11 protein-coding genes are annotated in these 15,168 nt (G+C 43.5%); 4 read left to right on the top strand and 7 right to left on the bottom strand.

Annotation, left to right across the window (positions count from 1 at the left end; all coding sequences use genetic code 11):
- Nucleotides 1–595 precede the first annotated feature (595 nt).
- Complete coding sequence (locus FTD44_RS00335; RefSeq protein ID WP_222164640.1) at nt 596–1,369, top strand: hypothetical protein; 774 nt, start codon at nt 596–598, stop codon at nt 1,367–1,369.
- Nucleotides 1,370–1,442: 73 nt separating this feature from the next.
- Here FTD44_RS00335 and FTD44_RS00330 read toward each other — a convergent pair whose 3' ends face one another.
- Both FTD44_RS00330 and FTD44_RS00325 read right to left on the bottom strand, forming a co-directional pair.
- Complete coding sequence (locus FTD44_RS00330; protein WP_222164639.1) at nt 1,443–1,991, bottom strand: type 1 glutamine amidotransferase domain-containing protein; 549 nt, start codon at nt 1,989–1,991, stop codon at nt 1,443–1,445.
- A gap of 31 nt (nt 1,992–2,022) precedes the next feature.
- A complete protein-coding gene (locus tag FTD44_RS00325) occupies nt 2,023–2,529 on the bottom strand; it encodes a pyridoxamine 5'-phosphate oxidase family protein (RefSeq protein WP_222164638.1) in 507 nt (168 codons plus the stop codon).
- A 910-nt stretch (nt 2,530–3,439) separates the two neighbouring features.
- Here FTD44_RS00325 and trxB point away from each other — a divergent pair.
- From trxB to FTD44_RS00310, 3 genes are all read left to right on the top strand, one after another.
- Nucleotides 3,440–4,390: a thioredoxin-disulfide reductase gene (gene trxB, locus FTD44_RS00320; protein WP_129021220.1), complete on the top strand. Its 951-nt coding sequence runs from the start codon at nt 3,440–3,442 to the stop codon at nt 4,388–4,390.
- An 84-nt stretch (nt 4,391–4,474) separates the two neighbouring features.
- Nucleotides 4,475–5,605, top strand: coding sequence for a tRNA guanosine(34) transglycosylase Tgt (gene tgt / locus FTD44_RS00315; protein WP_222164637.1), 1,131 nt, complete (start codon nt 4,475–4,477; stop codon nt 5,603–5,605).
- An 18-nt stretch (nt 5,606–5,623) separates the two neighbouring features.
- The gene (locus FTD44_RS00310; RefSeq protein ID WP_129021222.1) at nt 5,624–6,706 is read left to right on the top strand and encodes an LptF/LptG family permease; all 1,083 of its coding nucleotides are present in this window, start codon (nt 5,624–5,626) and stop codon (nt 6,704–6,706) included.
- Between the two features lie 57 nt (nt 6,707–6,763).
- Here the strand turns inward: FTD44_RS00310 and rfaE2 are convergent, their stop codons facing one another.
- The 5 genes from rfaE2 to FTD44_RS00285 form a co-directional block, all read right to left on the bottom strand.
- Entirely contained in the window at nt 6,764–7,255 is a 492-nt protein-coding gene (gene rfaE2, locus FTD44_RS00305) for a D-glycero-beta-D-manno-heptose 1-phosphate adenylyltransferase (protein ID WP_222164636.1), read from the bottom strand.
- Nucleotides 7,227–8,240, bottom strand: a complete 1,014-nt coding sequence (locus tag FTD44_RS00300; RefSeq protein ID WP_222164635.1) for a lysylphosphatidylglycerol synthase transmembrane domain-containing protein — start codon at nt 8,238–8,240, stop codon at nt 7,227–7,229. Before FTD44_RS00300 ends, rfaE2 begins: the two co-directional genes overlap by 29 nt.
- A gap of 77 nt (nt 8,241–8,317) precedes the next feature.
- Nucleotides 8,318–9,424: a TraR/DksA family transcriptional regulator gene (locus tag FTD44_RS16025; RefSeq protein WP_246625300.1), complete on the bottom strand. Its 1,107-nt coding sequence runs from the start codon at nt 9,422–9,424 to the stop codon at nt 8,318–8,320.
- A 2-nt stretch (nt 9,425–9,426) separates the two neighbouring features.
- A complete protein-coding gene (gene ileS / locus FTD44_RS00290) occupies nt 9,427–12,795 on the bottom strand; it encodes an isoleucine--tRNA ligase (protein ID WP_222164634.1) in 3,369 nt (1,122 codons plus the stop codon).
- Between the two features lie 232 nt (nt 12,796–13,027).
- Nucleotides 13,028–14,569 (bottom strand): T9SS type A sorting domain-containing protein, encoded by a 1,542-nt coding sequence (locus FTD44_RS00285; protein WP_222164633.1) that lies wholly within the window; start codon nt 14,567–14,569, stop codon nt 13,028–13,030.
- Nucleotides 14,570–15,168: the final 599 nt, after the last annotated feature.

Genomic DNA, 15,168 nt, shown 5'->3' with positions numbered 1-15,168 from the left:
TCATGGTATATATGTATCTATTAGTAATGATCTTCTATGCTTAACTGGGTTGTTTAGTCATTTTGCTAATTGGACTTCATTCACCGAAAATAAAGTTGCCAGTAGTGGGTATATTGAAATTGCAAAGCAAATATTTCGCGTACTTGGGGCTACAGAGTTGATTGTGTGTCCTGAATGGTGTATGATTAACGAAGAACATTAACTTTTTTATTCCGATTTTGAAGCCTTGAAGCAAAGATATCCACAGAAAATAAAAGATCATCTGGAAGGCTTAAGTGCCTTTGATTTGCACATTATTGCCTTATAATGGTCCTTTGTAAACTGATTGCTGAATTTATTATTTAGCTTAAGATATTTGTTAGAGGCTTTAAGCCTTGGCGCGGGTTGCTTTATTAAATTACAATGCTATTCATGTCTCCTTTATGATAATACTTAATACTTGATTTACGGCCATTTTGTGTTTAACTAAAAGGTTTGAGTTGCGTCGATAAAATCAGGCTTCCACGCTCTTAGCAATCTTTTTGCTTGGTATTATGATTATCTTATGCGAAATTTAGGGCTGCGTAGTTAATCAATTGCTCATAACGAATCCCTGATGAAGAATTCTTACATTTTTTTGCTTTGTTGTTTATTGCATACGCATGCCTGGTCTCAGAAAACCAATATGGTGACAAAAGAAAAGCAGCTGGCTGCTTTATATAGTAAAATTGATGGTAACAGATATAGTACAAATTCCGATAATAAAGCAGAAATGTTTGCACGGCAAATGAGTGATTTCATTCGTGAAAATCCTGCTACGCTGAGTTATACTTTTACCAAACTGCAAAAAAGCGGAGTGCATATAGCAACCTCTCCAGATGGAAATTTCAGAATCTATAGCTGGGATACCTGGACGGGTGGGAGCATGCACTTTTTTCAAAGCATCTATCAATGGAAAGACGGCGGACAAATATACTGCCGTATGCCGCAATACAGTGAAGGTGATCCGGGTAGTTTCTCATCACTGATCTATATGGTAGATATAGGTAAATACCGCTATTACCTGTCTGTGGAGAACATGATTCTTTCGACAATGCACAGGGGCCAAATGGTAATGGCACATCGGATTGCCGGTAATAAACTGATTGATACGGATAAAATATTTAGAGCAAAAACACAAAAGCTTAAAGTAATAGATATATATTTTAATATCTCCAGTCTGGATGAAACCCGCAAATGGGCAACAGATCTGATCACCTACGATTACAGGTATAAGCTACTGTACATTCCACTGGTTACTAAAGATAATGTAACCTATAGGAACCTTTTATACCAGCTCAAGGGCAACTACTTTGAGTATATCGGTATCGAAACCGGTAAACGTAAGTAATGTATATTATTGAACATCAATTAAAAAGCCATCTGCAGGTACAGATGGCTTTTTAATTTGGATATAATTCCGTTTACGGATGTTGGGCTTCATGCTTGCCTTCATTGATCTCTTCGACCAGTTTGGCATTAAAGGCCGGTAAGTCTGCGGGTGTACGGCTCGTCACGAGTCCGGAGTCTACGACCACTTCATTGTCCGTCCATTGGGCACCGGCATTGATCAGGTCTTTGCTGATGTTCTGGACAGAAGTCATCTGGCGGCCCTGTACTACTTCAGCATTGATCAGCAGTTGCGGTCCGTGGCAGATGGCACCAACGGGCTTCTGCTGCTGAAAGAAATCCTGTATAAATGCAATTGCTTCCTGGTTGGTACGCAGCTGATCTGGATTGATCACGCCGCCCGGCAGTACCAGTGCATCGTAATCTTTGGCCGAGGCGCTGCTCAGGGTTTTATCTACCCAGTATTCAGGACCCCAGTCCTTTTTGGCCCAGGCTTTTATCGTGCCTTCTTGCGGGCTCACGATATCAACCGTCCAGCCCTGTTGCTCCAAATGCTCTTTGGGCGATTTTAATTCACTTTCTTCAAAGCCATGTGTGGCTAATATTGCAATGTGTTTAGACATAATTGTAGTGTTTTGAGGTTATGGTTTATGGTTAAATATTCAGATCCCCGGAGCGGCCCACATCCATTTTCTGACCGGTAATACCGCTGACGGCCACCTTCATAAAGGTGATCAGTTTGTTGGATTTCGTATCCCAGTAGTGCGCTTCGTGGGGTTTTACTTTCATGACGCGTATACGTGGGTCTTCCTTTCCTTTTTCAAACCAGCCCTCGACCATCTTATTCCAGTATTTGTCAATATGGCCCTGCTCCTGGCTCACCTCGGTATCGGCATGGATGCTGAGGAAACTGTAATTGCCCGGATCGGAATACAGCAGGCAGATGGAAGAGTCCTCTTGCAGGTGGCGGAATGTTTCGCTTTCAGAAGAAAACAAGAACCAGAGATTGCCCTGATCATCAACCTCCTGGGTACTCATAGGCACGGCATGTACATGCTTGCTGTCTTTAGTGTGGGTACATAGCATACCAATATCGATCTTGGTAGCCATTTCCTTTAATTTGCTGATCGCTTCTTCGTTATTCAGATGTTCTGTACTCATAAGATGAAATTTTATTGGTTTTAAATATATAGTCCTTAATCTTTCTTCTGATATGATGTAACGGTAATAACCGCCCTTACCGGTACGGTGCCGGCGTAAGAAAATCTGGGTTTGGGAATCATCTCGTAATGTGGAAATACATAGTCGAAATGTGGTATAAAAATAGAGACAAATTGCGGATTATCAGTAGCTTGCAATACTTAAATCTTGTTAATTGGGAAAGTGTTAGGAGATGGAATTTACTTTTGTGAAGTCTTTTTAGGTTATAATAAGTTACCTCTATTACATACCTTTATCCGGTAATCATATCCTATGTTCATCTACCTTTTAAAATTATGGTTTAAAACGGGCCTTTTTAGTTGTTTATGTAGTATTGTAATACTATCGCTCATGCTGCGACCAGATATTACTGATCATATTGGCGGGCAGTTATTTGCCTTGATTATTTTTGCCAGTTTCTTTACCACAATGTGGTTATGTGGCACCATTCTGCCCGTTTTCTTTAATCTGTCAGAAGCTGTACGATCCCATCTATGGTCACGTCTTTTATCTTTTTTTCTGCTGCCCTTGGGTGCAGCAATATATATTATAGCCTCTGCCGACCGTCATACAGAGTCATTTATAATTGTTAATGGCACAGTATTCCTACTCATACTGATATTCCATTATTTGAAATTCAGTAAAGGGATTAAGGTGGCAGAAGGGTAAACTTTCTTTTGTATATAAGCTTTATTCACATTAACCTTATTAGACAAGTTTGTATTTACTTAATTTTTGACTTTTGACTTTTCTTCCTTTTGACTTCTTTAACGTATAGATTTTATCCACACCAGGCTAATATTTTCCTATACCCAGGTATTTTTTGTTTTGCCCTAAAAAAATTATCTTCGCCAAGTTTAAATAATAAAATATGTCTACTGAAAATACTACAGAACTGATCGACTGTTTAATCATCGGTTCCGGACCTGCAGGTTATACTGCCGCTATTTACGCATCCCGTGCCAACCTGAAACCTGTATTATACAGCGGTCTGCAACCAGGCGGACAGCTGACCATTACTACAGATGTAGAAAACTATCCGGGTTATCCTGAAGGGATTATGGGCCCTCAGATGATGAAGGATTTTGAAAATCAGGCGCGTCGTATGGGTGCCGATCTGCGTTGGGGTATGATCTCTAAAGTAGACCTGAGTGTGCGTCCGTTCCGTGTAGAGGTAGATGAGTCTTCCTGGATCGAGGCAAACAGTATCATTATCGCTACCGGTGCTTCTGCCAAATGGCTGGGCCTGGAGAGCGAGCAACGCCTGAATGGTTATGGTGTATCAGCTTGTGCCGTATGTGACGGTTTCTTCTTTAAAGACAAAGAAGTAGCGATCGTAGGTGCCGGTGATACTGCTTGTGAAGAGGCATTGTACCTGTCTAAGATCTGTAGCAAAGTACACATGTTCATCCGTAAAGAAGAAATGCGTGCATCTAAAGTAATGCAGGACCGTGTACTGAAAACAAGTAATATCGAGGTATACTGGAATACAGAAACGGACGAGATCCTGGGTGAGAAGAAAGTAGAAGCCGTACGCGTGCTGAACAATAAAACCAACGAAAAAACAGAGATCCCTCTGAGTGCCTTCTTCGTTGCGATTGGCCACCAGCCAAACAGTGATCTGTTTGCAGGTGTGATCGATATGGACGATCAGGGCTATATCATGACCACTCCGGGTACTTCCAAAACCAATATCCAGGGTGTATTTGCCTGTGGAGATGTACAGGATAAAATGTATCGTCAGGCAGTAACTGCTGCCGGTAGCGGCTGTATGGCTGCACTGGATGCTGAGCGCTATCTGGGCGAGTTTGTACACAATTAATACGATTAACATTATATACTATAGTGAGTCCGCAACAGCGGCTCACTATATTTATTGATATACCATTCTTTTTTTATCTGTAATATGAAGTTTGAATTACAAGCCGTTTGTCCCGATACAGGTGCCCGTGCGGGCCTGTTGCATACCGATCATGGTGTGATCGAAACGCCGATCTTTATGCCTGTAGGTACAGCCGGCAGTGTAAAGGCGGTAATGCAGGATCAACTGCTGAATGATATTAAGGCCGAGATTATCCTGGGTAATACTTATCACCTGTACCTGAGACCAGGCACAGACATTATCGAGGCTGCAGGCGGTCTGCATAAATTCAACGGCTGGGACAAACCGATTCTTACAGATAGTGGCGGCTACCAGGTATTTTCCCTTTCGGGCAACCGTAAGCTGAAAGAAGAAGGAGCCATGTTCCAGTCGCATATCGACGGTTCCCGACACCTGTTCTCCCCGGAAAGAGTAATGGATATACAACGCAGTATCGGTGCCGATATCATCATGGCATTTGACGAGTGTACTCCTTATCCCTGCGACTATGAGTATGCCCGCAAATCTATGGAGATGACACACCGCTGGCTCGACCGCTGTGTGCAACGCATGGGCGAGACCGAACCTAAATATGGTTATAACCAGTCGCTTTTCCCCATTGTACAGGGTAGTACCTACAGGGACCTGCGCAAAATATCAGCCGAATATATCGCCTCCAAAGGTGCAGATGGTAATGCCATCGGTGGCCTGTCGGTAGGGGAGCCGGAGCAGGATATGTATGAAATGGCCGAGCTTGTTTGTGGTATACTACCGAAAGACAAACCCCGTTATTTAATGGGAGTAGGTACGCCATGGAATATTATCGAAAATATCGGTTTGGGTGTAGATATGTTTGACTGCGTAATGCCGACCCGTAATGGTCGTAATGGTATGCTGTTTACCTCACATGGTGTGGTGAATATTAAGAATAAGAAATGGGAAAAAGACTTTAGCCCGATAGATGCGGGTATAGAAAACCGTTTCAGCAATTTCTACACCAAAGCATACCTGAGGCATCTCTTCCAGGCCAAGGAGATCCTGGCGCTGCAGCTGGCTAGTCTGCAAAACCTGTCGTTCTACCTGCACCTGGTAAAAGAAGCCCGCCAGCATATACTGGCCGGTACCTTTGCTTCCTGGAAGCGTACCGCATTAGATATTGTAAAAACAAGATTGTAACGCCATTTATAGATTCATATGAGATTTTTGACCAAGATCGACCGGTATATTTTAGGAAAATTCTTATCGACATTTTTCTTCTTTATCCTTATGATGGCGGTCATCATATGTGTAATTGACTACAGCCAGAAGATTGAAGATTTTGTAACCAAGAAGGCGCCGACCGGAGAGCTGTTTATCTACTTCCTGGTATCAGCACCCAGCTTTATTACCATTCTCTTCCCGCTGTTTGCCTTTCTACCCACCATCTTCTTTACCTCGAAGATGGCCAGCCGTACAGAGATCATTGCGATACTGGCTACAGGTTCCTCCTTTAAGCGTTTCCTTAGGGCCTATGTCGCCGGGGGCATATTACTCGGAGGACTTGCACTGGTGACCAATCACTTCCTCATTCCCCGTTCTAATGTGGTGATGAATGATTTCCTGAGAAAATACTTCTTTGATAAAAAGCTGTCTACAGAGGGCCACGTACACCTTAAGATCGCCAATGATACCTACATTTATGTAGAGAACTTCACCTACGATTCTCAGACAGGTACTCAGTTTACCGTAGAGACGATGGATGGCATTATCCTGAAAGAGAAGCTGACTGCTGATCGTATTTCCTACACCGATTCTACCAAAGAGTGGACCCTGCGTAATGTGGTCATCCTGAAGAATGAAGGGGTAAAAGAGACCCTTACCCGTATACCGGAGTTAAAGAAAAAATATGCCTTTACCCCTGATGATCTGTCCATCGATCGTAATGTGAAAATGGAAATGACTACACCGCAACTGCTGGGCTACATCAACCGTGAGAAAGCACGTGGCACTGAGAATGTATCTGATTTTGAAATTGAATTATACAAGCGTACGGCACAACCATTTGCCGGGTTTATCCTGGTCATTATAGCAGCCTGTATTGCCTCCCGTAAAGTACGGGGTGGGAGCGGGGCGCACCTTGCGCTCGGTATCAGCATCAGTGCCCTGTATATCCTCATGATGCAGCTGACCTCAACCTTTGCCACCAACAGCGGCCTGCATCCTGCTATTGCCGTATGGATTCCTAATGTCATTTTTGCCGTACTGGCTTATGTACTGTATCGCCGTAAAATGAGTTAAGGCAGCTAAGGAATGATTCCGAAACTGCCTTAAATATGCTATAATTTATTATGGTGCTTATTCCCCCTTACTCCTGGAGATGATAATAGTTGTGGAGAAATCCGGAACTATAGGGAGGATAATAGTCTCTCCACCGATAGAGGTGACATAATCATTGCCCACTACCGTTTCAGGTGTATAATCGCCACCTTTGGCCAGTACATCAGGTCGTACTGCCTTGATCAGCTCCAGCGGAGTATCTTCCTCGAAAATACATACTGCATCTACAAATTCCATAGCAGCCAGTATCATAGCCCTGCTGTAGGCATCGTTGATCGGTCGTTGCTCTCCTTTCAGGCGCTTCACCGAAGCATCGGAGTTAACACCTATAACCAGCTTATTGCCCAGAGAGGCCGACTGGCATATGCTGGCAATATGTCCCTGATGTATAATGTCAAAACAGCCATTGGTAAATACAATCTTATGACTGTTTACCCGCCAGCCGGAGCACATGCGTTTAAGGGTAGTCTTGTCTACTATTTTATGCCGTATGAGTGCTAGTTTGTCCATCTTTTTTATGCTTATTGATAACAGGTAAAAGAATGAGGGAAAGTAATCCCAGTACCAAAACTAAGACAGTTTGCACAGACCAGCAAATCCATCCGAAAGCCTGTCCCACACCTTCATTAATGCCAAAAAGCAATAACACAGCAGAGACAATGAGCGGGTACGTTCCGATTCCACCGGGGGTAACAATCATGCCAATGCTGCCAAAGGCAATAATAGCCAGTGCAGATGTCATATTAAGCCCTGTAGTGGCAGCCAGCGCCTGGTATCCGATATACACCATCAAAGTATACATCAGCCAGATCAGGACCGTATACAGCAGGAATTTGCCTCTTTCTTTTAATCTCCATACAGACGTAATACCCTCACCCAGATTTTTGAATAACTGGCCCAGTTTAGACCCTTTAATACGTTTAAAAAGGTAGCGCAGCAGTATAACACTCATAATCAGGATACCGGTGATAATCATAATCCGGTTCCATCCGGTGCCGTTACCATAAAGAAAACGTCCCAGGTATTTGTCCATCAGTTGTGCCGCAATTGCACGTTCCATAACCAGGGTCAGTAACATAACGATTACCAGGGAAACCAGGTCGAAGGCACGCTCACCGATAATAGTACCGATTGCCTTTTCCGGAGCTGTCTTTTCATATTTTGCCAGTATGGTGCATTTGGCCACTTCTCCCAGACGGGGCACTACAGTATTGGCCATATAGCCGATCAGTACGGCAAAGGTAGTGTTGGCAGTACTGGGATTAATATCTACCGTACGCAGCAGGATCTTCCACCTCAGCGCACGGAAATAATGGGAGAGAAAGCCGACAAAGAAAATAGGGATCAATACCCACCACTGAATGTTTTGTAAAGAGGAGAGCATGGCGTCTTTGTTCTCTTTACTCATCTCGGTATAGCGCCAGTAGATCAGGCCAAGGCCCAATCCTATAAAAATAATAATCTGTATAAGGGTATAAATATGCTTCTTCTTCATGAATCACAATATGTGCAATGGAGGTATATAATAAAAGCCTGTCACAGACAGGCTTTTATTATAAGTAATGTAAAAGTCTATTTTTTCATTGAATTTTTAGCTTCAATACTTAAGGTAGCGTGTGGAACCGCTCTCAGACGAGCTTTATCGATCAGCTTACCGGTTTCACGGCAGATACCGTATGTTTTGTTTTCGATACGCACCAGTGCTTTCTCCAGGTTGTTGATGAACTGGATCTGGCGTGCTGCCATCAGAGACAATTGCTCTTTCTCCATCGCTCCGCTGCCATCTTCCATGCTGTTCAGCTTGTTGTCTGCATCATCACCAGCTTCATCCTTACGGGTAATCAGGTTCTGATAGTAAGCGAAGTTTTCTCTTGCTGTATCTAAACGTTTTAAAATCAGTTCTTTGAATTCATTTAATTCCTCGTCACTGTAACGATATACTGGACCTGTGCTTTGTTCTGGCATGTCTAATAAAGATCTTGTGTGTGGATTATATTCTTTCATGGTCGTGCTCGGAGCGGTAATTTTTGCGGATGGTTTTTCCTTTTTACGATGTGCAATAATTGGTGCTGGCTGTTTGCTCTCTGCTTTTCTGGAAGCAGGCTCTGCAGCGGCACTTGATTTGCTTGATTGTCTATCTTCAGCGACAGGAGCCGATTTGGCCACTGGCGCAGGAGTTACTTTTTTAGGCGCTGGTGCTACCGGTGCTTTTGGAGCGGGTACAGCCTTTTTAGGCGCTGCGACAACTTTTGCCGGAGCTGCTTTTTTAGGGGCTTCAGCCACTTTTTTTGCAGGAGCAGCCTTTTTAGGCGCTTCTGCAGCTTTTGCTACAGGAGCAGCTTTTTTAGGAGCCACGGCTTTTTTTGCCGGAGCTGCTTTTGAAGCAGGAACCGCTTTTTTAGGGGCTACTGCTTTTTTAGCCGGAGCTGCTTTCTTAGGAGCCGGCGCGGCTTTTTTTGCTGGTGCGGCTTTCTTAGGAGCGGCTACTGCTTTTTTCACAGGAACAGTTTTTTTCGCTGGTGCGGCCTTTTTAGGAGCCACGGCTTTTTTCGCAGGAGTTACTGCTTTCTTAGGTGTTGCTGCTTTTTTCGTAGCCACAGTTTTCTTCGGTGAAGCAGCTGCTTTTTTCGCAGGCGCCGCCTTTACTGGTTTTTTGGGAGCTGTTTTCTTGGTGGCCATAATTACGAATTTTTAGTAATAGAAACGGCTAGCAGTAAATCGTTGACCTCAATGCTGATGCCATCTTCAATGTTGTTAACTAACTCAATTTTGTCTGCAAGTATTTCTTCCGAAATATACGCTATATTATTTTTAACGGCGCTATTAATAGCCTCGTTTTCTTCAATTTGTACTAATATTCTATCGGTCAGGGCAAAATCCCTTTCTTTTCTGATCTTCTGAATGCGGTTAACAATCTCACGTGCATTTCCTTCTTCGGTTAACTCATTGTTCAGAGAAATATCCAAAGCTACGGTAATATTTTCTTTATTTGCAACAGACCAGCCCGGAATATCTTCTGCGATGATCTCTACATCCTCTATATCCACAATCACTTCTGTACCCTCAATGTTTACTGCTATATGCTTGTGATGCTCTAATGCAGCAATCTGATCAGCACTCAGGTCATTGATATAAGCGGCTACTGCTTTCATTTTCGCACCTACTTTCTTACCCAGGGTTTTGAAATTAGGTTTGATGCGTTTTTTAATAAATCCGTCATCCGTCAGGAATTCCAGTTCCTTAACATTCACCTCGGAAAGGATCAGGTCCTTCACCAGGTTCAGCTGATCTTTGTCATGCTGGTTAAATGCAGGTACCAGGATTTTCTGTAATGGCTGGCGCACCTTAATGTTTACTTTCTTACGGATAGATAATACCAGGGAGCAGATATCCTGCGCTTGCTGCATACGCTCTTCCAGATCAGTATCGATTACCGATACATCAGAAACCGGGAACAGGGCATGGTGTACTGACTCTTCTGTAAATCTGTTGCTGACACTGTTCAGATTCTGGAACAGCCAGTCTGCAAAGAACGGAGAGATAGGTGCAATCAGTAAGCTCAGTTTTTCCAGGCACTCAAATAAGGTCTGGTACGCGCTGATCTTATCCAGTTCATACTCACCTTTCCAGAAACGGCGGCGGCATAAACGTACATACCAGTTACTCAGCTGCTCATCCACAAAGTTCTCAATCGCTCTGCCGGCCTGAGTAGGCTCATACTCATTCATCGATTTGGTTACCGATGCAATCATGGTATTTAGAGAGGACAAGATCCATCTGTCAATCTCAGGGCGCTCCGCTACCGGAATGTAGGCTTCTTTAAAGGCGAAGCCGTCTACATTGGCATATAATGCGAAGAACTGATAGGTATTATATAATGTACCGAAGAATTTACGCTGAATTTCTTCAATACCTTTAATATCAAATTTTAAACTATCCCATGGAGAAGCATTGGTGATCAGGTACCAGCGTGTAGCATCGGCACTGTATTTCTCAATTGTCTCAAACGGGTCTACAACATTACCCAGGCGCTTGCTCATTTTATTACCATCCTTGTCCAGAACCAGACCGTTGGCAATAACTGTTTTATAAGCAACACCAGGATATTTATCTTCTGTTACCTCTATACCCGCTTTGCGCAGTTCTTCATGCACACTGTCTTTCAGTAATGCACCCAGTGCATGCAGGGTATAGAACCAGCCACGGGTCTGATCTACACCTTCCGCGATAAAGTCGGCAGGGTAGTTACGGGCAAAGATTTCTTTATTTTCAAACGGGAAGTGCCATTGTGCATAAGGCATCGCACCCGAATCGAACCAAACGTCGATCAGGTCCGGCTCACGGTACATCGGCTCATTATTATCATCAATCAGCACGATATCATCTACAACCGGCTTGTGCAGGTCGGTCAGCGGCAGTACGATGTCTTTGCTGTAACCGGCAGCTTGTGCCTTGCGGATCTCTGCTTCCAGTTCGGCAACAGAGCCAATACATTTCTGCGCACCATCAGTACCTGTCCAGATCGGCAGCGGAGTACCCCAGTAGCGGCTGCGACTCAGGTTCCAGTCTACCATATTCTCCAACCAGTTGCCGAAACGGCCTTCACCGGTAGCCTTAGGCTTCCAGTTAATGGTTTTGTTCAGGGCCACCATCTGATCTTTCAGTGCAGTAGTTCTGATGAACCATGCATCCAACGGATAATAAATGATCGGCTTGTCAGTTCTCCAGCAGTGTGGGTAACTGTGCTCGTATTTCTCTACTTTAAAGGCCTGGCCATGTTGTTTGAGGAATACAGAGATATCAACATTTACATCCTCGTAATAAGGATCGTCTTTATAATTTTTGACAAAACGGCCTGCATATTCCCCGGTACCTTCCACGAATTTACCTTCGCGGTCCACCAGGTTATAGATACCGATATTGTTTTTCTGACCTACTTTATAGTCATCCGCACCGAATGCAGGAGCGGTATGTACGATACCAGTACCATCTTCAGTCGTTACGAAATCACCCAGGATCACGCGGAACGGGTCACCGCCGCTCAGTTCTGGTTTATTGCTTTCGAAAGGCAGTAACTGCTCATAGCGCAGACCTTCCAGCTCTTTACCTTTGAAAGATTTTTCAATCGTCCAGGGCAGGATTTTGGAACTGCTGTCCCAATCGCTTAACGATTGGTTCTCGCCTTCCGCTTTAAAATATTTAGCCACCAGCGGCTGCGCCAGGATTACCTTTTGCTCCGCATGGGTATAAGGATTCAGGGTTTTTACCAGTACATAGTCAATGTTTGGTCCTACCGTAAGACCCGCATTGGACGGTAAGGTCCATGGGGTAGTAGTCCATGCCATAAAATATACCTGCTCGTCTGCAGCATCCAGTCCGAGTTGGGTTCTGGCTTCGCCGGTCAGGCGGAACATCACCGTAGCACTGGTATCTTTTACATCTTTGTAAGTACCCGGCTGGTTCAGTTCATGCGAACTTAAACCCGTACCTGCTGCAGGAGAATAAGGCTGGATGCTCACACTTTTGTACAGCAATCCTTTCTTGTATAATTCTCCCAGACACCACCAAAGGCTCTCGATGTAATTATTGTCAAACGTGATATAAGGGTCGGATAAGTCTACCCAGTAACCCATTTTAGTGGTAATCTCGTCCCACTTATCTTTAAATTTCATAACCTCCCGGCGGCAGGCTGCGTTATAGTCTGCTACAGAGATTTTTTTACCAATATCTTCTTTTGTAATACCCAGCATTTTCTCCACACCCAGTTCTACGGGCAAACCGTGTGTATCCCAGCCAGCTTTACGCTTTACCTGGAATCCCTGCATGGTTTTGTAACGACAAACCAGATCTTTCAGTGTGCGGGAAATGACGTGGTGAATACCCGGCATACCATTAGCGCTCGGAGGCCCTTCATAAAAAACAAAGGCAGGGCTTCCTGCTCTGAGATCCATACTTTTTTGAAAAAAATGACCTGCGTCCCACTTCTGGTGCTGATCCTGCTCGATGGCAGGCATGTTAAGCTGCTTATATTCCGGATACTTATTACTCATGGATTGATCTACGCGATTACGCTAAAAAATTGTGTGCAAAGTTATGATTTTTTTGCGATATTTCCAATTTTGCACGGCCGTAAATATAATGATAATATATGACCCGGACAGAAATTAATTTGTCCGGGTCATTAATTGTGAGCACTAGCCCAATGTCAAAGTAAGAGAATGTATTATATATATTATCTGTTTTTATGTGATTTTATTTTTCTTTAGGTGTTATGTTTCCGGTTTACTTAACGGCGAGGGTTTTACATACTTTCTCTTTATTGGCACTGTACATAAAGATATAATAGAGACCACTGCTCAGGTCGTCCAGCGTAATGGTACCACCATGTACGTTATTGAACTGGCGCACAACCTGGCCCAATGGATTTATTACAGCAATATTGGCAGTTTCTCCTTCCGGCAAGTCTGCGACCATCTGAACAGATGTAGATGGGGCCGGGTTAGGGAATATATGCAGGTCCATAGGTGCTGCATTACGTTCCAGTTTGATTACATTTGAATATCCGTATTGTCCGTCTGGGTTAAATGCTCTTACACGGTATAAAGCCGTTTGAGGTTCCATGTCGGTATAGGCATATTGTTCATATCCTCCTACTTCGGTGCCTTCTTTCACTTTTTCAATACCGATCTGTTTCCAGGTGCTGCTGCCTTCGGTCATTTTTTCGATGGCATAGCGGGTATCGTCAGTGGGCACTTTCCAGAACAGTCTGTTCCAGTTACCATCGCGTTTACCGGTAATGATTACATTGTCCAGCGGTAATACAATAGAACAGTCAGGCACGGTAGTAGTAATAATAGTATTACCGTATGTGGTAAATGTATTGGTTATGGTATTAGTCACCTTAATATTACCCAGGATAAAGAACAATGGATTATTGTTTTTCGTAGGAGACCAGTTGAATACAGTAAATGGAACGGAATAGGCATCTGTCATAGTTACATCCGGCAGGGAAGCTGCAGAATAAGAATGAATCAGCACATTGTCTATGAATGGGTTAAAGTCTCCGCTGCTGTCCACATCGGCATATACATCCACACTATAGTCTATAGAGTAATCGGGTAATGCGGTAGATACTGTGAATTTGTATTGTGCCTGTTGAGATCCTTTCTGACATAATTGTACTGCATCCATAGTAGGGACATTAGACAGGTAGGTAAATCCGAGCATCGTACATTGTACATTTAAAGAAGCCGCATTGGAAGACCAGGCATCGCCTTTGAATTTAATCGCCTGGTTACAGCCTCCGGGATACAACAGGGTCAGGTTTTTGATCTGATAGAAGTAGTTACCATTACCTACATCAGCTACATTCAGGATCAGGCCATCGGCTCCGTCTTTTACCTGGTTGATACATGGTAATATATTATCATCAATTGTCGGGTCATTAACGTAGGTGCTTAAAAGTGTAGCAGGGTTAGTATTGCGATTGATAATAATAGTGGCCAGGGCATTGTCCAGGGCACCATTACCTCCGCCCTGACTGGATTTAGGAGGGTTACTTACTGCGTAAGGGAAAGAAGGGTTTGGGTATCCGGCTTCTGTCCATAAGTGCAGTACCGTATATTTATTACCGTTATTAATATTGATGGTGAAACTCAGGTCCACATTGACCACACAGTTACCGTTAATGTCAGTATTTGTATAATTAAGCTCTACTGCAGGGCTTACGAAGGTACAGGCGCTGGTTTGCGCATTGCTGTACTGGGGCACGATCATCCAGAGACATATAGCCAGGATGGAAGCCCATGTTGTAAATTTTTTCATGATTTGGCATTTAAAAAAGATGAATTGGTTAAAATAATGCACAAGAGATCATGCCACAACATATTAAATAAGTGTGTAGGTGTTCGTTTTAGACAAAGCATTACCTGCTGCAAGCAGGAGCAAAGCAGATGGCAGCATACGCCATGCCAAAACGTGTCTTTTTTTAAGATGTTATATTACGTGTTGAAAATTGGTCCTCGCCCGGCATGATGGGTTATGCCGGTTTGTATTGTTTTTAAGGTTGGATATAACAATATCAAACAAATTGGAAAGGAGTGCGTATTGCGGCTCTTCATACAATAGATACTCCGGGAATGGAAAAATATCAGTACAGCTCGTTGGGGTGTGCTCACACTTAAGGCACTAAAATAATGCTACATAAGATAGCCAGAGTATGTTGCTCTTCATCAACAGAGGCTCTTTAGTATGGGGAAACACTTCGGTTTACAGCTTCACAATGTCAAATTCAGGTCAAATCTGTGGAGGATCAAAAAAGAGGCGTGATCTGCGGAATGGCCGATTGGGCGCACATCTATTTGATTTCCACTTCTAAGTTACGATTATAAAACAGGACACTTTGTGAATTATTTATAGTTAAC

The organism is Edaphocola aurantiacus (assembly GCF_019797745.1).
In the GTDB taxonomy this organism is placed as follows: Bacteria; Bacteroidota; Bacteroidia; order Chitinophagales; family Chitinophagaceae; genus Edaphocola; species Edaphocola aurantiacus.
Note: the sequence above shows the minus strand (reverse complement) of the source record. Positions and strands in the feature narration are given on the sequence as shown.